Source organism: Sphingosinicella sp. LHD-64 (assembly GCF_031157375.1).
GTDB lineage: Bacteria > Pseudomonadota > Alphaproteobacteria > Sphingomonadales > Sphingomonadaceae > Allosphingosinicella.
Genome location: NZ_JAVIFV010000001.1, coordinates 911109 through 935361, shown reverse-complemented (window position 1 = coordinate 935361; position 24253 = coordinate 911109). Strand labels below are relative to the sequence as shown.

Sequence of the window (24253 nt, the reverse complement as noted above, 5' to 3'; positions counted from 1 at the left end):
CCACACCCTAGCAAGGCGCGTGCCCCGGCCCTATCGGCTGCGGACGCGTTCGCCGCGTCCGTACCACGTTTCGTCGGCGCCTGTCCCGGCGCCGCGCCGTCACATGCCCGCGACGTTGCTGTCGACCGTCTCGCCGCCGGTGTCGCCGCCGCTCGTCTCGCCGAGCACGTTGCCGTCGGCCTCGCCGACATTGGCCGTCGGAAGGGGCTCGACGACGTTGGTCACCGATTCCATCGCGCTGGCATCGTTGCCCGGCGTGTCGAGCATCAGGTTGCTCTCGAGGTCGTTGGCGGCGCCGGCATTGACCGTGGTCTCGCTGCCGCCACACGCGGCGACGAACAGGGCCGAACCGGCGATGATGGACATGCGGGTTGTGGAAAGAAGGTTGCGCATGAAGGCCTCCCTGCTGCCTTTTGACTGTTGTGAAGGGCGTCTTATCCCCCCGGCGCGCGGTTGCGCAAGCAGGGCAAAAAAGAAGGCCGCCGGAAATCCGGCGGCCTTCTCGTTTCTTCGGAAAGTCCGAGCGACTTACATGCCGTTGCCGGCCGCCATCGTGTTGTCCTCGGTGGTCATCGCGTTCATGTCGTTCGTCATGTTCATGTCGACCAGGTTCGAATCCATGGTCATGTTGGTGTCCATGCCCATGTCGTTGTAGGTGGTGTCCATGCCGAGATCGTTGGTCGTGGTGTTGTTCACCGCGGCAGTCTCGCCACCGCAGGCAGCAACGATCAGGGCCGCGCCGGCAATCATCGCACCGGTGGTCGCTTTCTTGAAGATGTCACGCATCAAATGGTCTCCCTAGATTGATGATTTGGTCGGGTAGGCCCCCTTTTTTGCCCAAATCGCCGCGCACATTATACGCAAAGACTGGCGCCCTCAAGCCTTCGCCGACTCGCCTTCCACGGCTGCAAGAAAGGCGGAAAACCGCGCCTTCAGCGCCGCGTCGAGACGCGGACCGGGATTTTCGGCGCCGAGTTCGGCAAGGCTCGTGACCGGAAACTCGGCGATTCCGCAGGGTACGATGCCCGTGAAATGCGAGAGATCGGGCACGACGTTGACGGCGAGGCCGTGGAAGGTGACCCAGCGCTTCACGCGCACCCCGATCGCGCCGACCTTCGCTTCCGTCCCGTTTCGGTCCACCCAGATGCCGATCCGCCCCGGCGCGCGATGGGCCGTGATGCCCAGGTCGCCGAGCGCGTCGATCACCCAGCCCTCCAGCGCATGAACATAGCGGCGGATGTCGCGGCCGCGCCGGTTGAGATCGAGCAGCACATAGGCGACACGCTGCCCCGGCCCGTGATAGGTGTATCGCCCGCCCCGTCCGGCGGCATAGACGGGGAAGCCCCGCGGATTGGTGAGCTCGGCCGGATCGGCGCTGGTACCGGCGGTGTAGAGCGGCGGATGCTCAAGCAGCCAGACAAGCTCGCGCGCTTCGCCTTCGCGGATCGCGGCTGCGCGCGCCTCCATTTCGGCCAGCGTCCCAGGATAGGGCGTCAGGCCTGCCGATTCCCGCCACTCGATGGCGTCGAGCGCTGTCTTCCGAACGGGATCGCGGGCTGCAGACTCCTGCTCCGGGTGCGTTGCGCCGTCCATCGCGCTCGCGCATAAACCCCCGACAGCAGAAGGGAAAGCATATGGCGAACTTGTCGGTGACGACGGCGTGGAACGAGACGACGGCTTTCGTCGGACGCGAGAGCCGGCTGCTGTTCCCGCTCGCCTTCATGCTGGCGTCGCTGCCGATGGCGGTGGTGGGCGCGATCATGCCCCAGTCCGGGCCCAATCAGGCGCCGGAGGGCGGCCTCTGGCTGATCCTGCTGCCGATCGCCCTGCTCGTCGGCCTGATCGGCAATCTTGCGATCAGCTACCTTGCGCTCCGCCCCGCGACCTCTGTCGGGGAAGCGATCGGACGCGGCCTGCAGCGCTTCCTGCCGCTCGTCGGGGCGGTGCTGCTGCTCATGATCGCGGGCGCGGTGCTGCTGCTCATCGTCGCGATCGTCACCGTGATGCTCGTTCCCGGCGCGGCCACGCAGGGCGCAAGCGGCACGCCCGGGCCCGCGATGCTCGCGGCGATCGGCCTCACCATGATCATATTGGTGCCGTTCCTGCTCTTCTTCGGCGCGCGGCTGATGCCCATGACTCCCGTCGCCGCCGCGGAGAACGGCAATCCGTTCGCGATCCTGGCGCGCAGCTGGGCGCTGACGTCCGGCCACACGCTGAAGCTGATCGGCCTGCTGCTGCTGGTCGGCATCACCGTCTCGATCCTCTCCTTCGCGGTCGAGAGCATTGCCGGGCTCGCGGTGATGGCGACGGTCGGATCGATTCAGCCGGGCTCGACCGGCGCCTTCCTCGTCCAGCTTGTGCTGGCGGCGATGAACATGGTGGTGACGGCCTTCGTCACCGTCCTCATCGCCCGCATCTACGCCCAACTGGCCGGCACCGATCAGGCTGGCGTCTTCGTCTGACGCCCGCCACGGCCGAGCTCTGGACAGGGCGCGCCTGCCGTATCACCATCGCCTGGCGACCGCATGGGAGCGGGTCGCGTGATCGGGGGTGGGCATGAACGGATTTGGCTGGGCCGAGGCCTGGGCACGGGGCTATCGGTTTGTGACGGTGAGGCCGTTCGAGAATGCCGTTCTGCTGATCGGGCTCGCCCTGCTCTTGCCGCTGGCGGTTCAATATGCCGTGATCGGTGGGATGGCGGAGCCGCAGGGGACGGGCGCTCTCATTGGCCTCGCCGTCAACTATGTCCTGCAGAGCTGCGCATTGTTCGCGGTCCTGCGGCTCGGCCTCGACGAGCGCGAGACGTTCGGCGGCGCGCTTGGCTACGGACTTGTCGCCAGTCTCGTTGCGGCAGGCACGGTGGCGGTGCTCGTGTCGGTGGCGCTCATGATCGGAAGTCTGGGCGGACCGCCGGGCGCGATGCCGTTCGTGATCCTTGCTGTCCTCGTCCCGTTCGCGGTCGCCCTCGCGACCTATTCCACCCTGATCGCAGCGACCATCGGAACCGGCCTCGTGCTGGCACTGGCGACGACGATGATCCTGGGCGCGACCACCGGCAATGTCGGTCTCGCCGCAACCCTGGCCGGCGGCGGGAGCGGCCTCATGGTCGTGCTGCTGCTTCTGCTCAGCGCGGCTTTGGTGTGGGCAGCGGCGCGCTTGACCTGCACCGCAGCCCATATGGCGGACCACAGGAGTCTGAACGTGATCGCCGCGCTCCGCGCATCCTGGGCGCTGACCTCGGAGGAGCAGGGGCGCATCACCCTCTACCTTGCGATCGTCAGCCTCGGCTTCGTCTTGGTGCTGGCGGCTCTGTTGGCCGCGGCCGGCGGCAGTATTTTCGCACTGCAGGATGTCATGACACCGACCGCGGCCGGCGCCAGCGCCATGGTTCTGGGATTTGTCGCGGCCATCCCGCTGTCCTACTTGACGGTGCTCGTGCCCGTGGGGATCTACCTGCGGCTCGCCGGCGAGCGAGCGCCGGTCGAGGTGTTCGCCTAGCCGTCGAGAATCGGCACCTGCGGCGCCGCGTCGCGCGGCAACAGGCCGGCGAGGCGGGGATCGGGGAAGCTCTCGAAGGCGCGGGCATAGGCCTTGAACCCGGCGCGGAGATAGGAGGGGAGCGCGGCCGGATGATCGAGCGTGCAGGTGTGGACGCGCACCCGTCGCACGTCCGCCCGCCAGCTGCGCGCCAATGTCTCGGCGAACAGCCATTTGCCGTGGCCTTGCCCGGCATATTCGGGCGCAAGGCCGAGGAAGCGGATCAGGGATTCGCTTGCCGTTCGGAAATCGAGCTCCAGCAGGCCGACCGCCTCACCGTCCGGCGCGATCACCGCGTTGACCTCCGCTGTCTTCGCGAGCAGCGTCGCATCATCCATGGCGAGGCGCGAGAACCACAGCCATTTGCCACCCACCCGCCTGAACAGCGCCCGGAACCGCGCCGGATCGACCGGATCCCACCGCTCCAGCCGCAGCGACGATTCGGGGACGGGCGGCAGCGGCGGGCGCACCCTCATCTCGAGGTAGGTGACGACAGCGCCGACCATGCCCGGATCGATCGAGATGAGGGATCCGCTCATTGCAGGCGGGCGGAGATCGGGATGGCAATCATTACCCGAAGTGATATCAGCCGGAGCCGCGGCCCGCCATGCCTTGTCCGAACGACCGATAAGGGGTTAGACCAGCGTGCCGCGCTGTCGGCGGCGCCACGCAATGGCACGGGGGATCGGCCATGAAAGCAACAATTGGGGGAATTCTTTCCGGTACGCTCAATTTCATGAAGGCCAACTGGCTGATCATGCTGGGCATGGTCGTGGCCGTATTCGTGGTGCTCGGGCTGCTCGGATTCCTGATGGTCGGATCGTTGTTCGGCCAGGCGATGACCGGCGCGCCACCCGATCCGGCGATGGTCTTCGGGATGATGGGGCGCTTCTTCCTGTTCTACCTGATCGCGATGGTCGTGCTGTACGGCACGAGCCTGTCGGTCTGGCGTCACGGCATGACGGGCGGCCAGGATTCGGTCGCCCAGAATCTGGGTTGGGCGATCGGGGGCGGCGCGATGCTCGCGCTCCTCTATATCGGCCTCGTCATCGTCCTCTATATTGTGCTCGCGATCATAGGGCTGATTTTGATCGCTGTCGTGGGCGTCAGCTTCGCCTCGATGGGACCAGGCGGCTTTCCGTCGCAGGGCCTGGGCGCCGGGGCGGTTCTCCTGATCGTCCTCTTCTACGTCGCCTTCCTGGTTGGTATGCTGTGGATCGCCGCCCGGCTCAGCCTGATCGGCCCGGTCATGGCGGCGGAGCGGACGATCAACCCGATCACCGGCCTGATGCGGTCATGGAGCCTCACCGGACCGTCGCAATGGACGATCGTCGGCTTCTTCGTGCTGACCGCCATCGCCGCGACGCTGGCGCTCCTCGTCGCGGGCGCCATTCTGGCGACGGCCAACGCGCAGCTTCTGGTCCTCCTCCTCTATGTCCCGCTACTCCTGTTCTGGTGGTCGATGCCGCCGGGCATCTATGGTGAGGTGACCACCACGGATCGGAGCGCGGTATTCCAGTGACGGGCGTCCGGCGCGCGGGCGATTTTGCCCGCGCGCCGGCGTTCATGACCAGGTCGCCAGTGGCGGAAGGCTCATCAGGATCGCGTCGACATTGCCGCCGGTCTTGAGCCCGAACAGGGTGCCGCGATCGTAGATCAGGTTGAACTCGGCATAGCGGCCGCGCCATTCGAGCTGCCGCTGCCGATCCGCCTCGGTAAACGGCGTCGCCATCCGCCGCCGCACCAGTTTCGGGAAGATATCGAGGAACGCCTCCCCGACATCGCGGGTGAACGCGAAATTCTGCTCGAAGGTCGGCCCCTCGCCCGGCGCATGGCAGTCGAGATGGTCGTAGAAGATGCCGCCGACGCCGCGATGGACGCCGCGATGGGGGATGTAGAAATAGTCCTCCGCCCATTTCGAGAAGCGGCCGTAACAGGTCTGGTCGTGAGCGGCGCAGGCAGCGCGCAGGCGCGCGTGGAAATCCGCCGTGTCCTCCTCATAGGGAATCGGCGGGTTGAGATCGGCGCCGCCACCGAACCAGCGCTTGGTTGTGGCGAGGAACCGTGTGTTCATGTGCACTGCGGGCGCGTGCGGATTGGCCATGTGGGCGACCAGGCTGATGCCGGTGGCAAAGAATCGCGGATCCTCGCCAGCCCCGTGGATGGTCTTGGCGAACTCCTCCGAAAAGCGGCCACCGACGGTCGAGACGTTGACCCCGACCTTCTCGAACACCTTCCCCTTCATCAGCCCCCGCACGCCGCCGCCACCTGGCGCGTCGTCCGGGGCCTCGCGGTTCCAGGGACTGTATTCGAAGCGGGCGCCGCTATCGGCTTCCGATTCGATCGCCTCGAATTCGGCGCAGATGCGATCCCGCAGCGCTTCGAACCAGTGGCGCGCGGCCTGCTGCTGATCATCGAGCTCGATCATTCCGGCCACCTTCCCGTCTGCCTGAGCGCTTCCGCCAGCGCGATGCCCGCGGCAACCGCGATGTTCAAGGATCGCGTGCCGGGAATCTGCGGGATTCGGACGCGCTGATCCGCGCAGGCATGGACGTCTGCCGGTACGCCGGCGCTTTCCGAGCCGATCAGCAGAATATCGTCCGCCTCGAATCTCGCCTGGTCGAGTCGGATCGCGCCGGACGTGGTGAGCAGGACGATTCGCCGCCGGGCACCCGACGCGAACCGCGCCCAACGCGCCCAATCCGCATGGCGCGTCACGTTGGCGATCTCCGCATAGTCCATGCCGGCCCGCTTCAGCGCCCTGTCGCCCCACGGGAATCCGCAGGGCTCGATCACGTCGACCGGCACGCCGAGGCAGGCGGCGAGCCTGAGGATCGTGCCGACGTTGCCGGCCTGATCGGGCTGGTAAAGGGCGAGGCGCATCGCCTTTCCGTATCCGCCTCCGGCAAAAAGGGTAGGCACGCCATGCTCGAGACAGGCCGACCTATACATGAGGACGATTTCCCCTGTCACGGCTGCGTAAAATGGAGGTTGGCAAACCGCTTCCCACGCGTCTATCAGGCCGGCGAGCCGCTAGGCCATATGGCCGATTGGGGGCGGTTTCCGTGTATTCGGGTTCTGAGTATTCGGGTTCTGGCACGCGAAGGACGTTATGGCTGCGGTTGAACATAGTGAGGGGCTGGCCCCGGCGGCTGAGGCCGAGGGCGTTCGGCGTCGCGACTTCATCAATGTCGCTGCGGTGAGCTTCGCGGGCGTCGGCGGGGCGGCTCTGCTCTACCCGCTGATCAATCAGATGAATCCGTCGGCGGACGTGCTGGCGCTGGCCCAGATCGACGTCGATCTGTCGCAGATCCAGCCGGGTCAGGCGATCAAGACGATCTTCCGCAAGCAGCCCTTGTTCGTGCGCAACCTGACGCCGCAGGAAATGCAGGCTGCGAACGCGGTGCCGATCAGCGAGCTGCGCGATCCGCAGACGCTCGCCGAGCGGACCAAGGAAGGCCACAGCAACTGGCTGATCACGATGGGCGTGTGCACCCATCTCGGCTGCGTGCCGCTGGGCGCCGGCCCCGGCGAGAATCGCGGCGAGTTCGGAGGCTATTTCTGCCCCTGCCACGGCTCCCACTACGACACCGCCGCGCGCATCCGCAAAGGCCCGGCGCCCACCAATCTCGCAGTGCCGGAATATGAATTCACTACCGACACTGCTGTCCGCGTCGGCTGAGGTCTATTCGATATGAGCTTTCCCTGGGCCAAGCATTACGAACCCAAGCATCCGCTGATGCGCTGGATGGACGAACGGCTGCCGCTGCCGCGCCTCGCCTACAACGCGGTCGGCCCCGGCTATCCGGTGCCGCGCAACCTCAACAGCTTCTGGAATTTCGGCGTCCTCGCCGGCCTCGCGCTGGTGATCCAGATCGTGACCGGCATCGTGCTGGCGATGCACTACAACGCCAATGCCGACACCGCCTTCGCGTCGACCGAGCACATCATGCGCAACGTCAATTCGGGCTGGTTCCTCAGGTACCTGCACGCCAACGGCGCGAGCTTCTTCTTCGTCGTCGTCTACATCCACATCTTCCGCGGCATCTATTACGGCTCCTACAAGGCGCCGCGCGAGATGGTCTGGATGCTCGGCCTCGTCATCTTCCTCCTGATGATGGCCACCGCCTTCATGGGCTACGTGCTCCCCTGGGGGCAGATGAGCTTCTGGGGCGCGCAGGTGATCACCGGTCTGTTCGGCGCGATTCCCCTGGTCGGCGAGCCGATCCAGACCTGGCTGGTGGGCGGCTTCGCCCCGGACCAGGCGACGCTGACCCGCTTCTTCTCGCTCCACTATCTGCTGCCCTTCGTGATCGCGGGCGTCGTGATCCTGCACATCTGGGCGCTGCACATTCCGGGCTCGGGCAACCCGACCGGCGTGGACGTGAAGAGCCCGCAGGACACGGTGCCGTTCCACCCTTACTACACCGCCAAGGACGGCTGGTTCGCCGGGGCGGCGCTGACGGTTCTGGCGCTCTTCGTCTTCTTCATGCCGAACGCGCTCGGCCATGCGGACAACTATATTCCGGCCAATCCGCTGGCGACGCCGGCACACATCGTGCCCGAATGGTATTTCTGGCCGTTCTACGCGATCCTTCGCGCCTTCACCTTCGATTTCATCCTGCCGGCGAAGCTGTGGGGCGTGTTGGCGATGTTCGGCTCGATCCTGCTGCTCTTCTTCCTGCCCTGGCTCGACAAGTCGCCAGTGCGCTCGGGCAGCTACCGGCCGACCTTCCGCATCTTCTTCTGGGTCTGGCTGCTCATGCTCGCCGTGCTGTTCTACTGCGGCGGCATGCCGGCGGAGGAGCCCTATGTGATGATGAGCCAGGTGGCGACGATGTACTATTTCGCCTTCTTCCTGATCATCCTGCCGATCCTCTCGATGGTCGAGCGGACGCTGCCTTTGCCCACTTCAATCTCGGAAAGCGTGCTGCACGGGAAAACGACGGACGCCGCTCCGACGGGCGCACTGCAGCCGGCCGCGGCCGAATAAGGGGGACGAGACTAACATGGTTCGCATTCTCGGCTTTCTGGTCGGCCTCGGCTTCGTCGGCGTCGCCGCCTGGTCGCTGCTCTGGGGCGCCATCGCCTATATCAGCGAGCCGCCGGCGGAGACGGTGGAGCACCGCTTCCACGAGCATCCGCGCGACATCTCCTTCTCGTTCGACGGCCCGTTCGGCCGCTACAACGCGCAGCAGCTCCAGCGCGGCTTCCAGGTCTACAAGGAGGTCTGCGCGGCCTGCCACGGCCTGCACTATGTCGCGTTCCGTGACCTGCATGACCTCGGCTACAGCGAGGCGGAGGTCCGCGCGATCGCCGACCAGTGGCAGATCCAGGTGCCGTCGATCAATCCGGACACCGGCGAGCCGGCGGCCCGCAACGCGATTCCGGCCGACCGCTTCCCGAACCCCTACGCCAACGAGACCGCCGCGCGCGCCGCGAACAACAACGCGCTGCCGCCCGATCTCTCGCTGATCGTCAAGGCGCGCGAGGGCGGGGCGCCCTATATGGCCTCGCTGCTGACCGGCTATCAGGACCCGCCGGGCAACCTGCCGGCGGAGAACCGTCCGGGCACCGGGCTGCACTACAATCCCTATTTCGCGAACCTCAACATCGCGATGCCGCCGCCGATCACGGCCGACGGCCAGGTCACCTATGCCGACGGCACCCAGGCGACCCGCGAGCAGATGGCGGAGGACGTGTCCGCCTTCCTCGCCTGGGCCGCGGAGCCGAAGGCGGATCAGCGGAAGAATATGGGCATCGTCGTCGTGCTCTTCCTGCTGATCGCCACGATCCTCGGGCGGATGGCCTACAAGAACGTCTGGTACGGCCCGAAGCGCGAGGACGAGGCCGTTCAGGCCGCCGAATAGCCGGCCGAAACAGGGATCGGCGCCGGATGATCGCGGACAATGACGATCTGAAGGCGCTGATCCGCACCATTCCGGACTTCCCCAAGCCCGGCATCCAGTTCCGCGACATCACCACGCTGCTGCTCGACGGCGCCGGCTTCGCGGCGGCGATCGGGCGGCTGGCGCTGCGGATCGGGGAGAAGCCGGACCTCGTCGCCGGCATCGAGGCGCGCGGCTTCATCGTCGCCTCCGCGCTCGCCCAGCGGCTCGGCTGCGGCCTGCTGCTCATCCGCAAGGACGGCAAGCTGCCGGGCGAGACAATCGCCGAGGATTATGCGCTCGAATATGGCTCGGACCGGCTCGCCATGCATGTCGATGCGGCCGCGCCCGGCGCGCGCGTCTGGCTCGCCGACGATCTCATCGCGACCGGCGGGAGCGCCCGCGCCGCCGCCCGCCTGATCCGCCGTGCCGGGGCCCATGTGGCAGGCGCGAGCTTCATCATCGATCTGCCCGATCTCGGCGGTTCCTCGCGACTCTCCGAAGAGGGCTTCCCGGTCCACGCGCTGGTCGCCTTCGAAGGCCACTGAGCCCGCCGTTACGTCGCTGGAACCGCCGCAACCTCCTGTTCGTTAACCATATTCTTGGTCTCGGGAGTATCGGTTATGCGTATCTCCTTCATCCGCTGGCGCACCGTCGCCCTAGCGATCGGCGCCGGCCTGTCGCTCGCCGCCTGCGTGCATGACGATCATGGCTACGGCTATGGCGGCGTATCGGTCGGCTTCGGCACCGGCGGCTATTACGATCCCTATTATGGCGGCTGGGGCCATTATGCCTCAAATCCCTATTGGGGCTGGTACGGCGACTATTATTATCCGGGCACCGGCTATTACGTGTACGATCGCTACCGGCGTCCGCATCGCTGGAACGACCGGCAGCGTCGCTATTGGGAGGCGCGCCGCGGCACCTTCCGCGGCGCCGATTCGCGCGCCGAACGCCGGGAGCTGCGCGAGAACTGGCGTGATTTCCGCAGCGACCGCCGCGTCGACGACCGGGCCTTCCGGCAGGAACGCCGGACGGATCGGCAGGCCTTCCGCCAGGGGCAGGTGACGCGCGACCAGTTCCGCGCCGACCGCCGGATCGACCGGCGCGAATATCGCCGCGATTTCCGTCGTGACGTACGCGACCTGCGCCGCGCGAACCGCCGTGACCGGCGCGACTAGGGTCTGGATGCTAGGCTGGGCGCCGCCGGATCAGCACGATCGAGGTGAAGCGCATGACCGACTCGTCGTTCTGGTTGGTGACGGTCATCTCGCTGCGATAGGCGCCGATGTCGGGCTTGCTGCGTGACGGCGTCTTCTCGACGACCTTGCCATGCACATGCAGCATGTCGCCCGGGAAGACCGGTTTCAGCCACCGGAGCTCGTCGACGCCGGGCGAGCCGAGGCCGGCCTGGCCTTCGCCCTTCGAGAGATGCTGGACGATGACCGCCATGGTCATCGCGCAGGTATGCCAGCCGCTGGCGGCGAGCCGGCCGAAATGGGTCTTGGCGGCGGCCTCGTCGGAGAGGTGGAAGGCCTGCGGATCATATTTGCCCGCGAATTCGAGCACCTCCTCGCGCGTCACCTCGTAGCTGCCGAAATAGGCATCCCTGCCGACCTCGAGATCCTCGAAATAGATCACGCGCGATGCTCCTCCTCGATGCCGGCGCCGCGCCGAGCCCGTTTCCTATTGCAACGAAACTGGCATGTTGGAAAGGCATGGGCTGCTGGTGACAAGAGGGCGCCGGCCGTGCCAAAGCTGCGCCGGAGTCGGGACGGGGGGGACGGGCAATGCGGGCAAGGCTGGCGATCGCGCTTCTTCTGGCGCTGGCGGGATGCGCCGGGCCGCGTGCGATCGAGGACCGCGCGGGTGCAGCGCCCGTTCGCGTCAAGATCATCGCCTTCAACGACTTCCACGGCGCGCTGGAGCCGCCGCGCCAGGCCGTACCGGCGACCGCGGCGGATGGCGCCGAGGTCCGCGTGCCGGCAGGCGGGGCGGCCTATCTCGCCTCGGCGATCGCCGAGCGCCGCGCGGCCAATCCGAACAATGTCGTGGTCTCTGCCGGCGACCTGATCAGCGCCTCGCCGCTCGTCTCCGCCGCCTTCCTCGACGAGCCGACGATCCTCGCGATGAACCTCATCGGCCTCGACATCAACGCGGTCGGCAACCACGAATTCGACCGCGGATCGGCGGAATTGCTGCGCATGCAGAATGGCGGTTGCGAGCGTCACACGTCGCGTCAGCCCTGCCAGGTCGATCGGGACTTCCCCGGCGCGCGCTTCCGCTTCCTTGCCGCCAATGTCCGCCGCGAGAATGGCGAGACGCTGTTCCCGGCCTATGTGATCCGCACTTTCGGCGAGGGTGCGGGCGAGGTGAAGGTCGGCTTCATCGGCCTGACGCTGGAAGGGACCGCGGCGCTCGTGACGCCCGCGGGCGTCGCCGGGCTCACCTTCGGCGACGAGGCCGACACGATCAACGCCCTGATCCCGCGCTTGCGGGCCGAGCGCGCCGACGCGATCGTCGTCGTCATCCATCAGGGGCTGTCGACGGATGTCGGCTACAACGATCACAGCTGCGGCGGCATCGACGGCCCGCTCCTGCCGATCCTCGCCAGACTGGATCCCGAGGTCGACCTCGTCGTCTCCGGCCACACGCACAACGCCTATGTCTGCGATTATGCCCGCATCGATCCGGGCCGGCCGTTCCTCGTCACCAGTGCGGGGCGCAGCGGCACCTTGCTGACCGACATCGACCTTTCGATCGATCCCGCCGCCAGCCGCGTGCTGGAGCGGCGCGCAGACAATCTCATCGTGCAGAGCGTCGCCCATAACGACTTCGCGCTGCGGGACGATTTCCCGCGCTATGCGCCCGAACCGCGGGTGGCGTCGCTGGTCGGCCGCTATGTCGCGGCCGTGCAACGGGTGACATCGCGTGTCGTCGGCCGACTGCAAGGACCCGCGCCGCGCGAGGCCTCGCTGACCGGCGAATCGGTGCTCGGCAATCTCGTCGCCGACGCCCAGCTCGCCGCGACCCGCGCGCCGGACGCGGGCGGGGCGCAGATCGCCTTCATGAACGTGACCGGCGTGCGCGCCGACCTCGTCCCGGCGGCCGACGGCAGCCTCACCTATGGGCAGCTCTTCGCCGCCCAGCCTTTCGCCAACGACCTCGTCACCAAGTCGATGACCGGCCGCCAGATACGCGCCCTGCTCGAGCAGCAGTTCGACAGCGGCAGCAACACCGTGGCACGCCCCGGCATGCTCGCGCCGTCGCGTGGACTGACCTACCGCTACGATCTCACCCGTCCGGCCGGCGAACGCATCATCGATCTTCGCCTCGACGGCGTGCCGCTTCGGGACGAGGCGAGCTACCGTGTCACGATGAACAGTTTCCTGGCCAGCGGGGGCGACAATTTCACGGTCTTCCGCGAGGGCACCGATCCGCGCGTGGGCCCGTCGGACCTGGAGGCGCTGGAGCGCTACATCGCCGCCGCGAGCCCGCTTGCGCCGCCGCCCGCCGATCGCATCACGCGACAGTCGCCCTAGGCAGGCGCCTAGCGCGCCGTGGAAGGCAAACGGAGCGCGGACGCGAACGTCTCCGGATTCCCGTCGCCGGCGCGCGGCGTCACGCCGATCAGCCGGGCGAGCAAGGGATAGACATCGACGTTGTCGAAGGCTGGCAAGGCGAGACCCGAACGGAAGGCGGGACCGCTGGCGATAAACAGCGCCGCCATTTCGGGCGCCGCATTGTCATAGCCATGGCTGCCGGCAGGGACGTGCTCGGCCGGAAGATCCTGGATGATCGACCAGCCGATCTCGGCCAGGCAGAGCAAGGAGGGCGTGCGCGGATTGGCGCCGTAGTGAAAGCGCGCAGGAATGTCGGCCCTTCGCCAGCATTGCATGTGCGCGTGCGGCCGCAGCAATCGTTCGGCGAGCGCGTCCTCCCGGCCGGGCTGCGGCTCCAGCGCGGCATAGGGGCCTTTCTCGACGATCCGGTAGTCGGCCGGATTTGCGATCCGATCGAGGGCGATCACCCGTTCGGGGCTGGTTGCCGCCATGCCGTGATCGGACACGATCACGAGATTGGCGGGTTGCCGCAGCACCGCCAGCTCGTCGACCAGCCGGCCGATCGCCTCGTCGGTCCCGGCGACCGCTTCCGCTGTGCGAGGGTCGCCCGGTCCGAACTCGTGACCGGCCGAATCGACCGCGTCGAAATAGAGTGTCAGGAAGGCCGGGCGGGTCGCGGCGGGCCGACGCAGCCAGTCGATCACCGCGTCCACGCGCTGGCGTGCCGAGACCTCCATGCTGAATTGATGCCAGTCGCTCGGCCGTGTGCCGCCGCTGATCCTCGCCGCCCGTTCGACCGTCTGCGCGCCGCCCCACGCGACGTTGGCGCCGGGCCAGAACATCGTCGCGGTACGGATGCCCGCCCGTTCGGCGTCGACCCAGATCGGCGGCGTTCCACCAGAACGGGTCGACGCTCTGCATGTCGAAGGTCTCGCCCGGCCTGGAAGGATCCTCCATCCGGTTGGCGACGATGCCATGCCGGTCGGGCCGATCGCCCGTCACGATCGTCCAGTGATTGGGAAAGGTCTTGGACGGGAATGACGGGCGCATCGGCGCGCTGACTCCGCCCGCGGCGAGCGCGTCGAGGCGCGGCGAATGGCCGCGGCGCAGATAATCGGGCCGGAAGCCATCAATGGAGATCAGGATGGTGACCGGCGGCCTGGCCTCCCTCGCAGGGGAGATTCGGGGCGGCACCGACGCGCAAGCCGCAAGGAACGGCAAGCAGATGGCCAGGAGCGCGCTCGCCAGCCTGGGAAGGAAATGGGTCATTGCGGCCGGTTAGGCAGGGAATATGTCGGCTCGGTGTCGTCGCTCCGGACGAACACGTGCGCTACGTCAGACGTTGAAGCGGAAGAGCAGGACGTCGCCGTCCTGCACCACATAGTCCTTGCCTTCCGAACGCAGCTTGCCCTTCTCGCGCGCGCCGGCCTCGCCGCCGCAGGCGATATAGTCCGCATAGGCGATCGTCTCGGCGCGAATGAAGCCGCGCTCGAAATCCGAATGGATGACGCCGGCGGCCTGGGGCGCCTTCGATCCCTTCTCGACCGTCCAGGCGCGCGCCTCCTTGGGGCCGGCGGTGAAGAAGGTGATGAGGTGGAGGAGATCATAGCCCGCGCGGATGATGCGAGCGAGGCCGGTCTCGGCGAGGCCGAGGTCCGAGAGAAACTCGGTGCGGTCTTCCGCCGGCATGGTCGCGATCTCGGCCTCGATCGCGGCGGAGATGATCACCGCCCCGGCCCCCTCCGCCTCGGCCCGGGCGAAGACGGCGGTGCTGTGGGCATTGCCGCTCGCTGCATCGCCCTCGTCGACGTTGCAGACGTAGAGGACCGGCTTGGCGGTGAGCAACTGGGCGCGTTCGAGCGCGAGCTTCTCCTCCCCGTCCTTCGGCCGGGTGAGGCGGGCGGGCTTCGACTGGCGCAGCAGCTCCAGCGCCTGGCCGAGGACGCTCGCCTGGATCTTCGCCTCCTTGTCGCCCTGCGCGGCCTTCTTGGCGAGGTTGGGGACGCGCTTCTCGAGGCTTTCGAGATCGGCGAGCATCAGTTCCGTCTCGACCGTCTCGGCATCTGCCACCGGATCGACCCGCCCTTCGACATGGGTAACGTCGCCGCCCTCGAAGCAGCGCAGCACGTGGACGATCGCGTCGACCTCGCGGATGTTGCCGAGGAACTGGTTGCCGAGGCCCTCACCGGTCGAGGCGCCGCGCACCAGCCCGGCGATGTCGACGAATTCGAGCTGGGTCTCGATGACCTGCGCCGAGCTCGCGATCTTCGCGATCTCCTGCAGGCGCGGGTCGGGCACCGCGACGCGACCGACATTGGGCTCGATCGTGCAGAACGGGTAATTGGCCGCCTGCGCCGCCGCCGTCTCGGTCAGCGCGTTGAACAGGGTGGACTTGCCGACATTCGGCAGCCCGACGATTCCGCAACGAAAGCCCATCTGGTGTCCTGAAAATCCGGGTGACGCGCGGCGATCGCCCGCGCGAGGCGTCCGTTAGACGTTGCGCTCGGCAAATGCCAGCTTAGTGTCCGCGCGAAACCACAAGGGGGTGCTTTCCATGACGCTGCGTTTCGCCTGCCTGCTCCTCGTCACGGCTGTGCCCATTCCGGCACTGGCCATCGATCCGCCGGCCGAGGTGCTGAGAGGTACCAGCGCGCAGGAAGGGCTGCTGCCGGTCCATGTCGACCGGCGCGACGGACGCATCCTCCTCTCGCTGCCGGCGCCGGACGCGGGCGGCATTTCGGGGCGCTTCCTCTACGTGACCGGGCTGGAAACCGGCCTGGGCTCGGCGCCGATCGGCCTCGACCGCGCCTTGTCCGGCGGGTCCAAGATCCTCGTGTTCCGGCGGATGGGCCGCAAGATCGTCGCCGAAATCGAAAATCCGCGCTTCCGGGCTTCGACCGGCACACCGACCGAGCAGGCGGGCGTGCGCGGGAGCTTCGCCTATTCGACGGTGTGGATGGGCGATGTCGCGGCCGAGACGGCGGGCGGTGGCATGTTGGTCGACGTCTCCGGCTTCCTGACCCGCGACGACATGGGGATTGCGCAGGCGCTGCGCCGCTCCGAAGCGGGCGAGTTCCGGCTGGTCGGCGATCTTAGTGTCGCCGATCCCGCTTCGGTCCGCGTGTTTCCGGACAATATCGAGATGGAGGGGCGGCTCACCTTTGTTGCCGAGCGGCCGTCGAGCGAGGTGAACAACATTTCGCCGGTGAGCGGCAATCTCTCCTTCATCGTCCGCCACTCGCTCATCCGCCTGCCCGAGCCCGGCTACCGGCCGCGTCGCTTCGATCCGCGCGCGGGCAGCTTCGGCACGCAGGTGATCGACTATTCCCAGCCGCTTGGCCAGCCGATCGTCTACGAGCTCGCCAACCGCTTCCGACTGGAGAAGCTCGATCCCGCTGCGCCGCGTTCGCGTGTGCGCCGGCCGATCACCTTCTACATCGACACCGCCGCGCCGGAGCCGATCCGTACCGCGCTTTACGAAGGCGTCGGCTGGTGGCGTGAGGCGTTCGAGGCGGCCGGCTATATCGACGCCTTCCGGGTCGAATATCTGCCCGAAGGCGTCGACCCGCTCGATGTGCGCTACAACGTCGTCCACTGGGTCAACCGGGCGACGCGCGGCTGGTCCTACGGCCAGGTGATCGAGGACCCGCGCACCGGCGAGATCGTCCGCGGCCAGGTGCTGCTCGGCTCGCTCAGGGTGCGGCAGGACATGCTCATTTTCGAAGGGCTGGTCGGCGCCGCGCAGAACGGCAACGGCGGACCGAACGATCCGGTGCGCGCTGCGCTGGCCCGCATCCGGCAGCTCGGCGCGCACGAGGTCGGCCACGCGCTCGGCCTCGCCCACAATTTCGCGGCCAGCACGCAGGGGCGCTATTCGGTGATGGACTATCCGGCACCGCGCATCGGCCTGGTCGACGGCGCCCCGGACCTTTCCGACGCCTATGGCGTCGGCGTCGGGCGTTGGGACAATTTCGCGATCGACTGGCTCTATGGTGCGGACACCGACGCGGAGGGCGACGCGCGGATGACGGCGGGCCTGGCCGAGGGGCTGCGTTTCGTCGCCGACGGCGAAGCGCGGCCACCTTACTCGGCGCAGCCCAATGGCAGCCTGTGGGACGATGCGGCCGATCCGTCCGGCGAGCTCACGCGGATGATGGCGGTGCGGCAGGCGGCCGTGGCCCGCTTCGGGCCCACGGCGCTTTATCCGGGCGAGCCGGTCTCGCACCTCCGGCGCAAGTTCGTGCCGATCTGGCTGCTGCACCGCTATCAGGTCGAGGCGGCGGCCAAGCTCGTCGGTGGCGTCGATTTTTCCTATTCGCGCAACGGCGACGGGCAGGAGGCGGCGCGCGTGGTCGGCCCGGAGGCGCAGCGCCAGGCGCTCGATGCCCTGCTCGCCACGCTGTCGCCGGAGGCGCTCACCGTGCCGGCGGGGCTGCTGCCCTATCTGTCGGCGGGGTGGTCCGGAAACGAGGATCGTCAGGAGGCGATCGAGATCTTCCGCACCGCCGGCGGCAACATCTTCGATCCGCTGGTCGCGTCCGAGACCGCAGCGGCGGTGACGCTCTCCAACCTGCTCGTCCCCGAGCGGCTCAACCGGCTGGAGCTCCAGCATCAGGGCGATCCCCAGCAGATGACGCCGCAGGATCTGATCGAGCGTCTGCTGGACCGTGTGCTCGGCGCCGATCGGCCCGACGAGGTGCAGCGCCGCGTCGCGACGACGACGATGCTGCAACTCGCCCGCGTGCAGCGCGACTCCGCCTTGTCGCCGACCATCGCGCTGGCGCTGTCGGAGCGGCTGGCGCGGCTCGCCCGTCAGCTCGCCGATTCGTCTGGCCGCGGGACGGACGGGGACTGGCGCCGGGGCCTCGGCCGCCTGCTCGGCGACCGCGAGGCGCTGACCGCCGCACTCGCGGACACCCGTCGCGCGCCGCAGATTCCGCCGGGGATGCCGATCGGCGGGGCGGAGGATGGTTGGCTCGGGGAATAGTCAGACCAGCCGCAGCCTGCGGGAGAGGCCGCCAAGCGCGAGCCGCTCGTCGCGGGTGAGGCCGTGGCGCAGCGCCAGCCAGCTCGTCGCTGCCCAGGTGGCGAGAACCCACACGAAGCGCACCGGGCCGTTGGCGAAATATTCGGCGGCGCCCATGATCGCGACGCCGGCGATCGCGATGCCGAACCCCTGGAGGAGGCGGCCGCCGAACGGCGTGAGGCCGTCGCTGATGCGAAGCTCGATCGTCGCTGCATAGGTCGAGGTCACCGTCGCCGCGCCGACCGCGATGGCCATGCCCACCGCGCCATAGGCGGGCACCAGCCACCAGCCGAGCCCGATCCACACGGCGACCGCGATCAGGCTGTTCACCGCCGGCAGGATGCGGTGGACGGTCATCTCGACCACCACCGAGGCCGGGCCGACGATCGCCTCGACGCCGCGCGCGGCGACGAGGATGTAGAGGATCGGCAGCGCCGCCTGCGCCTCCGGGCGGTAGACGCTGAGAATGTCGACGCCGGCGAAGATGAGGAGGCCGGCGAGCGGCACCACGAGGGCGGTCGAGACCCGGCTGGCGAAATGGTAGAGCGGCGCGATCTGGCTACGGTCGGAACGGGCCTGGGCGGAGGAGAGCGGGGCAAGGACGTACTGGAACGCCTGGCGGACGATGAGCGGGATGGTCGAGAGCTTGCGCGCGATCTCGAACAGGCCGGCAGCGGTGGCGCCGGCGGCGCCCGGAAACATCTGGTTGAGCACGATGCCGGGCGCGTCGATCAGCGCGCGGCGCGAGAGGTCGGCGGGAAACAGACCGAGGCCGGTGCCCATCAGCTCGCGCACGACACGGGCCGGGATCGGCGCCCGGACGAGCTGGCCGAGATCATAGTAGCGGCGGAGCAGGGGCACGCAGAGCGCGGCGGTCAGTGCCAGCGAGCTAAGATGCGCGAGCATCAGCCCATGGCTCTCGAAGCCGATCAGGAAGAAGCCGAGCGCGAACAGGATGCGCGCGATCTGCTCCCAGAAGATGCGCAGGCGGATTTCCGGCCCGAAGGCGCGACGCGCGCGGGCCGCGGCGGTCGCGACCTCGATGAATGTCCAGAGCGGCAGGGCCCAGGCGAAGAGGGCGATGGCAGCCGGCAGCCGCTCTGCGTCCTCCGGCGCGGCGGAGACGAGCGCCGCCATGTCACGGGCCTCGATGGTGACGAGGAGGGCGACGAGGAGGGCAAGGCCGACCGGCACAACCAGCGCAAGCTTCACCGCGCCATGGATCTCCGTCTCGCTTTCCTTCGACGGGACGATGCGCTGGAGCGCGCTGTTCATCGACAGCGTCAGAATGTTGGTGGCAAGGCTGACCGCCGCCCAGAGCACGACGTAGAGGCCGTAGGTCGCGATGCCGAACAGCCATGTATAGACCGGCTGGGCGACGGCCTCGATCAACGCCCCCAGGCGACTGAGCCCGGCGAGAGCCGCGCCGCGCGCCACTTCGCCGCGGGTGACGGCAGGTGTTTCGGCCCCCTCGCTCATCGCTTCAGACCGCGACCGGCGGTCGCGGGCCGAGAATGATGATTGCCGCGCCGGCCAGGCAGACCGCGGCGCCGATCAGATCCCATCGATCCGGCCGTGCGCCTTCCACCGCCCAGAGCCAGAGCAGCGAGGCACAGATGTAGATCGCGCCATAGCCGGCATAGGCGCGCCCCGCGACGCTCGTCTCCACCAAAGTCAGCAGCCAGGCGAACAGCGCCAGCGAGGCAATCCCGGGCACCAGCCACCAGGGCGACTTGTCGAGCCTCAGCCAGGCCCAGAAAGCGAAGCAGCCGGCGATCTCGGCCAGCGCGGCAGTGGCGTAGACGAGGAAGGTCATTCCTCGGTCCGGATCAGCACCGTCTCGCCGACCAGGAAGAAGAGCAGGAACGGACCCCAGGCGGCCAGGAAGGGCGGGTAAGCGCCGAAATTGCCCATCGCGAGCGCGAAATTGTCGGCGACGAAATAGGCGAAGCCGAGGGCCATGCCGATCACCGCGCGCACGAGCACCTGGCCGGAGCGGGCAAGGCCGAAGGCGGCGACCGCGCCAAGCAGCGGCATCAGGATCGACGACATCGGGCTCGCGATCTTGCGCCAGAGGTTCGCCTCCAGCGATTCGACCGGCCGATTGACCGCGCGCAGCTCCGAGATCGACTGGCGCAGCGTGCCGAAGCTCTGCTCGTCGGGGTCGACTCGGGCGAGGGTGAACTGGTCCGGGCGGATATCGGGACCGAAGGTCAGCGCCGCCATCCGTCCCTGCTGGCCGGTGTCGACGTTGAACAGGGTGACGGGGCTGAGCCGCCAGCCGCCGGGCACGCGCTGCCCCTGTTCGGCGGTGACGATCCGGCGCATCGTGCCGCCTTCGCGCTCGTACACGGTGACGCCGGTCAGGCGGACGCTGTCGCCGTGGCCGCTCACCTGACGCACGAAGATGAGGTCGTCGCCACGGACCACTGCGACATTGCTTTGGACATTGCTGCCCTCCGGGACCGGCCCCCAGTCGGCCGCCTCCCACACGTCGAAGGCCGCGTTGGCGCGGGTGACGATGCGCTCGTTGAACGCGAAATGGGCGGCGGCGAAGAGCGCAGCGGTGAGGATCAGCGGGGCAATGATCTGGTGGGCCGAGATGCCCGCCGCCTTCATCGAGACGATCTCGCTGTTCTGGTTGAGGCCGACCAGGGTGATCAGCGCACCGAGCAGCACCGAGAAGGGCAGGAAGCGGTTGATCAGCTGCGGGACCCTGAGGCCGACATAGCGCCACAGCTCCGCATCGCCATTGCCCGGGACGGCGAGGATGTCGCCGGAATTGCCGAGCAGGTCGAGTGTCATCAGCACGACGACGAGCGCCGCCAGCATGGCAAGGCTGCGCGTGATGAACAGGCGCGCCATGTAAAGCGCGATCGGGCGCGACGGGAAGAAGCTGAGATTGATCATTCGGCGGCCTGGAGCGTCCTGTGGTGGCGGCGCTTGAACAGCTTGCCGAGGCGCTTGCCAAGGGCGGCGAAGACCCGCTCCAGCGCCCCGATCGGCTGTCCGCCCGGCTTGTAGGCCAGGGTCCAGAACATCCACAGGATCAGCGCGCCGAACAGCAGGAAGGGCACCCAGAGCGATATGACCGGATCGATCCGGCCCTGGGCGCCCATCTGCTCGCCGTACTGGTTCACCTTGTGATAGGTGACGACCATCACCACGGCGAGGAAGATGCCGAGGCCGGAGGTGCTGCGCTTCGGCGGCACGGCAAGCGCGACCGCAAGCAGCGGCAGCATCAGGATCATCATGATCTCGACCATGCGGAAGTGGAAATTGGCGCGCGCGGCGTCGCGGCGCGCCTGATCGGCCTCGGCCGATTTGCCGACCTTGGCCAGCTCAGGCAGGGTCAGCTCGTCGAGCGGGCTGCCGCGGCCGCGAAAGGCCTCGATCGCGGGCAGGTCGATCGGCAGATCGTGGCGCTGGAAGCTCAGCACCCGCGGTGCCGGAAAGCCCGGCTGGTTGTGGACGAGGCGGCCGTTGGTGAGCCTCAGCACGACCGCATTGGGATCGTCGGTGGCGAGGAAGGTGCCGCGGTCGGCGGTGACCGCCAGCGTCCGCCCGCCCCGGTCATCGGCGCGGACGAACACGCCGTAGAGATCGGTGCCGTTGTTCTCGCTGCGCTCGATCCGCAGCGTCATGCGACGGCCGAAATTGGTGAACTCGCCGACCTTGATCGAAGCGCCGAGCGCGCCCGACTGCAGGTCGAAGCGCAGCTCCTGATAGGCATATTGCGAATAGGGCTGGACGAAGCCGACGATGGCGACGTTCACCAGCATCAGCGCGATCGCGTAGAAATAGGGAATGCGCAGCAGCCGCGTGTAGCTGAGCCCCGCGGCGCGCAGCGAATCCAGCTCCGACGAGGTGGCGAGCTTGCGAAAGGCGAGCAGCACGCCGAGCATCAGGCCGAGCGGGATGCCGAGACCGAGATATTCGGGGATGAGATTGGCCATCATCCGCCAGACGACGTTGACCGGCCCGCCCTCGCTCACCACGAAGTCGAACAGGCGCAGCATTTTCTCGAGCAGCAGCAGCATCGCCGCCAGCACCAGCGTGCCCAGCAGCGGAACGAAGATCAGCCGCGCCAGATAGCGGTCGATTTGTGTCGCGACACCCAAGTTTGACGTTCCATGACCACATTTTGGCCGCAAGCGTCCCCGATGTGGCACGCGAGGGGCGCGAAACAAGCGTACCGGAGTTGAGCAGGATGTTGAAGAGGATTGCAGCTAAGGTGGCCATCGGTCTTGCGCTCGGCGTCATCGCCGCGACGCCGGCGGCCGCCCAGCCGGTCCTCGGTCCCTACGCGGCCGCCTGCCGCGGCAATGACGGTGCGGTGCTCGTCACTGTCGACGGCTTCAAGCAGCGCACCGGCAACCTGCGCGTCCAGCTCTATCGCGCCGACAACTCGTTCCTGGAGCGTGGCCGCTGGCTGCAACGCATCGATCTGCCCGTGACGCGCGCCGGCGCGATGCGCATCTGCGTCCCGGTGCCGCAGCCCGGCAGCTATGCGATCGCCGTCCGCCACGACATGGACAGCAGCGGCAGCTCGGGCTGGAACGATGGCGGCGGCTTTTCGCGCAACCCGCGCCTGTCGCTCACCAACCTGCGTCCGAGCGCCCGCTCGGTGGCGATCAATGTCGGCAACACCACATTGCCGGTCAATGTCGTGCTCAACTACCGCTTCGGCCTCTCGATCCGGCCGGTGAGGGGCTAATGGCTCTCGTCGCGCTCCTCTCCAATCCACGCTCGACGGGAAACCAGTCGCTGCTGCCGCGCGTGCGTGCCTTCTGCGCGCAGGAGAAGGACGTCTTCCACTATGAGGTGGAGGAGGTCGGCCAGATCAGCGCGGCTTTGCGCACCATCGCGCGCGTGAAACCGAAGGTGCTGGTCGTCAACGGCGGCGACGGCACTGTCCAGACGGCGCTGACCGAACTCTATCATGGCGGCCATTTCGGCGAGAATCCGCCGCCGGTCGCCGTGCTGCCCAACGGCAAGACCAACCTCATCGCCCACGATCTCGGCGCCGATGGCGATCCGATCGCGGCGCTCGAGCGGGTGCTCACGCTCGCACGCACCGACATGTCGCCCAACATCGTGAGCCGCGAGCTGATCGCGCTCAGCGACGGCGAAGCAGGCGGCCGCCCGGTGCTCGGCATGTTCCTCGGCGGGGCGGGCCTCGCCGACACGATGCTCTACTGCCGGCACAAAATCTATCCGCTGGGCCTGCCGAACTGGCTCGCGCATGCGCTGACGCTGATGCTCGGCCTGCTCGCGGTGCTGATCGGCCGTCCCGCGCGTTTCCTGCCGATGCCGCCGCGCCCGGTCACCGTCTCGGTGACGAAACGCGGCGAGTATCAGGGCCGCTTCGCCTTCCTGATGGTGACGACGCTGCAGCGGCTGCTGTTCAACAGCAACATGGCGGTGACCGGCCAGCCGGTCGGATCGATGCAGCTGCTGGTCATCGACCGCAGCCTGCCGGCGCTGCTGCGCGCCTTCGTCGCGGCGCTGCGCGGCAGCCTCGGCCGCGGCCGGCTCGACGGCGTCCATATCGAGCGCGGCGACGAGATCCGCATCCAGGGCAGCCAGTCGAGCGTCATCCTCGACGGCGAGCTGTTCGAGGCGAACGAAGGCCGCCCGATCATCCTGACGCCCACCGCCCCGGTCCCGTTCCTGCGGCTGGCGGCATAACCGAGCGAACGCAGCCGAACGACACCTGAACCGATTGACGGGCGACAGTCGAAGCGTCAGCGCTGTTGGCAGGAGGTCAAGCCATGGACGCGGATGAGGTCGAGATCGGCAAGGTTCTGGACGAGCTTTACGACATGATCTCCGGGCCGGCGGGGCCGCGCGACTGGTCGCGGCAGCGGGCGATCTTCCATGAGGACAGCCGGCAGATGCGGACCTGGGTCGACGCTGCCGGCGCGCCCGCGATCAGGATCATGGCGCGCGAGGCCTATGCGGCGGATACGACGCCGTTCTTCGCCGAGAACGATTTCTACGAAATCGAGACGGCGCGGCGCATCAACATCTTCGGCAACATCGCCCATGTCTGGAGCCTCTACGAGGCGCGCCGTTCGCCCGACGCCGATCTCGACCGGCGCGGGATCAATTCGATCCAGCTCTACAAAAGCGAGGACGGCTGGAAGGTGATCAGCATGATTTGGGACAACGAGCGGCCGGGCGTCGTCGCCAGCCTGTGATTGGAGCGGCCGGCCCGGCATCCAGCCGGCCGCTCC

General features: G+C 67.8%; 26 protein-coding genes and 1 pseudogene. 14 read left to right on the top strand and 13 right to left on the bottom strand.

What is annotated here, in order from left to right:
• Positions 1-99: 99 nt before the first annotated feature.
• The 3 genes from RCO27_RS04470 to lipB form a co-directional block, all read right to left on the bottom strand.
• Positions 100-366: a hypothetical protein gene (locus tag RCO27_RS04470; protein WP_309001430.1), complete on the bottom strand. Its 267-nt coding sequence runs from the start codon at positions 364-366 to the stop codon at positions 100-102.
• A 162-nt stretch (positions 367-528) separates the two neighbouring features.
• A complete protein-coding gene (locus RCO27_RS04465) occupies positions 529-786 on the bottom strand; it encodes a hypothetical protein (protein ID WP_309001429.1) in 258 nt (85 codons plus the stop codon).
• Positions 787-876: 90 nt separating this feature from the next.
• Positions 877-1593 carry a lipoyl(octanoyl) transferase LipB gene (gene lipB, locus RCO27_RS04460; protein ID WP_309001428.1) on the bottom strand — a complete coding sequence of 239 codons (717 nt, stop codon included), beginning with the start codon at positions 1591-1593 and terminating at the stop codon, positions 877-879.
• 41 nt (positions 1594-1634) lie between these two features.
• On the opposite strand from lipB, the gene RCO27_RS04455 reads away from it, so the two are divergent.
• Together RCO27_RS04455 and RCO27_RS04450 are read left to right on the top strand one after the other, a co-directional pair.
• Entirely contained in the window at positions 1635-2462 is an 828-nt protein-coding gene (locus RCO27_RS04455) for a hypothetical protein (protein ID WP_309001427.1), read from the top strand.
• A gap of 94 nt (positions 2463-2556) precedes the next feature.
• The gene (locus RCO27_RS04450; RefSeq protein ID WP_309001426.1) at positions 2557-3498 is read left to right on the top strand and encodes a hypothetical protein; all 942 of its coding nucleotides are present in this window, start codon (positions 2557-2559) and stop codon (positions 3496-3498) included.
• Here the strand turns inward: RCO27_RS04450 and RCO27_RS04445 are convergent.
• Positions 3495-4076, bottom strand: a complete 582-nt coding sequence (locus RCO27_RS04445; RefSeq protein WP_309001425.1) for a GNAT family N-acetyltransferase — start codon at positions 4074-4076, stop codon at positions 3495-3497. The genes RCO27_RS04450 and RCO27_RS04445 overlap by 4 nt on opposite strands.
• A gap of 152 nt (positions 4077-4228) precedes the next feature.
• On the opposite strand from RCO27_RS04445, the gene RCO27_RS04440 reads away from it, so the two are divergent.
• Positions 4229-5059, top strand: coding sequence for a hypothetical protein (locus RCO27_RS04440; protein WP_309001424.1), 831 nt, complete (start codon positions 4229-4231; stop codon positions 5057-5059).
• 42 nt (positions 5060-5101) lie between these two features.
• Here RCO27_RS04440 and hemF read toward each other — a convergent pair whose 3' ends face one another.
• The gene (gene hemF / locus RCO27_RS04435; protein ID WP_309001423.1) at positions 5102-5965 is read right to left on the bottom strand and encodes an oxygen-dependent coproporphyrinogen oxidase; all 864 of its coding nucleotides are present in this window, start codon (positions 5963-5965) and stop codon (positions 5102-5104) included.
• The gene (locus RCO27_RS04430) at positions 5962-6420 is read right to left on the bottom strand and encodes a tRNA (cytidine(34)-2'-O)-methyltransferase (RefSeq protein ID WP_309001422.1); all 459 of its coding nucleotides are present in this window, start codon (positions 6418-6420) and stop codon (positions 5962-5964) included. The genes hemF and RCO27_RS04430 overlap by 4 nt, the downstream gene beginning before the upstream one ends.
• Positions 6421-6649: 229 nt before the next feature.
• Between RCO27_RS04430 and petA the strand changes: the two genes are divergently transcribed.
• From petA to RCO27_RS04405, 5 genes are all read left to right on the top strand, one after another.
• Positions 6650-7219, top strand: coding sequence for a ubiquinol-cytochrome c reductase iron-sulfur subunit (gene petA, locus RCO27_RS04425; RefSeq protein ID WP_309001421.1), 570 nt, complete (start codon positions 6650-6652; stop codon positions 7217-7219).
• A gap of 12 nt (positions 7220-7231) precedes the next feature.
• Positions 7232-8530, top strand: coding sequence for a cytochrome b/b6 (locus RCO27_RS04420; RefSeq protein ID WP_309001420.1), 1299 nt, complete (start codon positions 7232-7234; stop codon positions 8528-8530).
• A gap of 16 nt (positions 8531-8546) precedes the next feature.
• A complete protein-coding gene (locus RCO27_RS04415; protein WP_309001419.1) occupies positions 8547-9407 on the top strand; it encodes a cytochrome c1 in 861 nt (286 codons plus the stop codon).
• A 26-nt stretch (positions 9408-9433) separates the two neighbouring features.
• On the top strand, positions 9434-9973 hold the full coding sequence (locus RCO27_RS04410; RefSeq protein ID WP_309001418.1) for an adenine phosphoribosyltransferase: 540 nt from the start codon (positions 9434-9436) through the stop codon (positions 9971-9973).
• 75 nt (positions 9974-10048) lie between these two features.
• A complete protein-coding gene (locus tag RCO27_RS04405) occupies positions 10049-10606 on the top strand; it encodes a hypothetical protein (RefSeq protein ID WP_309001417.1) in 558 nt (185 codons plus the stop codon).
• Positions 10607-10616: 10 nt separating this feature from the next.
• On the opposite strand, the gene RCO27_RS04400 is transcribed toward RCO27_RS04405, so the two are convergent.
• The gene (locus RCO27_RS04400) at positions 10617-11066 is read right to left on the bottom strand and encodes a MaoC family dehydratase (protein ID WP_309001416.1); all 450 of its coding nucleotides are present in this window, start codon (positions 11064-11066) and stop codon (positions 10617-10619) included.
• A gap of 149 nt (positions 11067-11215) precedes the next feature.
• Between RCO27_RS04400 and RCO27_RS04395 the strand changes: the two genes are divergently transcribed.
• Complete coding sequence (locus RCO27_RS04395) at positions 11216-12967, top strand: bifunctional metallophosphatase/5'-nucleotidase (RefSeq protein ID WP_309001415.1); 1752 nt, start codon at positions 11216-11218, stop codon at positions 12965-12967.
• A gap of 8 nt (positions 12968-12975) precedes the next feature.
• Here the strand turns inward: RCO27_RS04395 and RCO27_RS04390 are convergent.
• Positions 12976-14182 (bottom strand): annotated as a pseudogene (locus tag RCO27_RS04390) (ectonucleotide pyrophosphatase/phosphodiesterase).
• Here RCO27_RS04390 and RCO27_RS04385 point away from each other — a divergent pair.
• Positions 14133-14270: a hypothetical protein gene (locus RCO27_RS04385; RefSeq protein ID WP_309001927.1), complete on the top strand. Its 138-nt coding sequence runs from the start codon at positions 14133-14135 to the stop codon at positions 14268-14270. The pseudogene RCO27_RS04390 and the gene RCO27_RS04385 overlap by 50 nt on opposite strands.
• A 53-nt stretch (positions 14271-14323) precedes the next feature.
• Here RCO27_RS04385 and ychF read toward each other — a convergent pair whose 3' ends face one another.
• Positions 14324-15424 (bottom strand): redox-regulated ATPase YchF, encoded by a 1101-nt coding sequence (ychF, locus tag RCO27_RS04380; RefSeq protein ID WP_309001414.1) that lies wholly within the window; start codon positions 15422-15424, stop codon positions 14324-14326.
• Between the two features lie 118 nt (positions 15425-15542).
• On the opposite strand from ychF, the gene RCO27_RS04375 reads away from it, so the two are divergent.
• Positions 15543-17975: a zinc-dependent metalloprotease gene (locus RCO27_RS04375; RefSeq protein WP_309001413.1), complete on the top strand. Its 2433-nt coding sequence runs from the start codon at positions 15543-15545 to the stop codon at positions 17973-17975.
• Here the strand turns inward: RCO27_RS04375 and RCO27_RS04370 are convergent, their stop codons facing one another.
• From RCO27_RS04370 to lptF, 4 genes are read right to left on the bottom strand one after another with little or no spacing between them, the layout of a single operon-like run.
• On the bottom strand, positions 17976-19493 hold the full coding sequence (locus RCO27_RS04370; RefSeq protein ID WP_309001412.1) for an oligosaccharide flippase family protein: 1518 nt from the start codon (positions 19491-19493) through the stop codon (positions 17976-17978). It lies immediately after the preceding gene.
• Positions 19494-19497: 4 nt separating this feature from the next.
• On the bottom strand, positions 19498-19830 hold the full coding sequence (locus RCO27_RS04365) for a YnfA family protein (RefSeq protein ID WP_309001411.1): 333 nt from the start codon (positions 19828-19830) through the stop codon (positions 19498-19500).
• On the bottom strand, positions 19827-20921 hold the full coding sequence (gene lptG / locus RCO27_RS04360; protein ID WP_309001913.1) for an LPS export ABC transporter permease LptG: 1095 nt from the start codon (positions 20919-20921) through the stop codon (positions 19827-19829). Before lptG ends, RCO27_RS04365 begins: the two co-directional genes overlap by 4 nt.
• Positions 20921-22135 (bottom strand): LPS export ABC transporter permease LptF, encoded by a 1215-nt coding sequence (lptF, locus tag RCO27_RS04355; RefSeq protein WP_309001410.1) that lies wholly within the window; start codon positions 22133-22135, stop codon positions 20921-20923. The genes lptG and lptF overlap by 1 nt, the downstream gene beginning before the upstream one ends.
• A gap of 113 nt (positions 22136-22248) precedes the next feature.
• Between lptF and RCO27_RS04350 the strand changes: the two genes are divergently transcribed.
• The 3 genes from RCO27_RS04350 to RCO27_RS04340 all read left to right on the top strand — a co-directional run bounded on the left by RCO27_RS04350 (position 22249) and on the right by RCO27_RS04340 (position 24217).
• On the top strand, positions 22249-22731 hold the full coding sequence (locus RCO27_RS04350; RefSeq protein ID WP_309001409.1) for a DUF2141 domain-containing protein: 483 nt from the start codon (positions 22249-22251) through the stop codon (positions 22729-22731).
• On the top strand, positions 22731-23705 hold the full coding sequence (locus RCO27_RS04345) for a diacylglycerol kinase family protein (protein WP_309001408.1): 975 nt from the start codon (positions 22731-22733) through the stop codon (positions 23703-23705). The genes RCO27_RS04350 and RCO27_RS04345 overlap by 1 nt, the downstream gene beginning before the upstream one ends.
• Before the next feature lie 83 nt (positions 23706-23788).
• Positions 23789-24217: a hypothetical protein gene (locus RCO27_RS04340; protein WP_309001407.1), complete on the top strand. Its 429-nt coding sequence runs from the start codon at positions 23789-23791 to the stop codon at positions 24215-24217.
• The last annotated feature ends 36 nt before the right edge of the window (positions 24218-24253 follow it).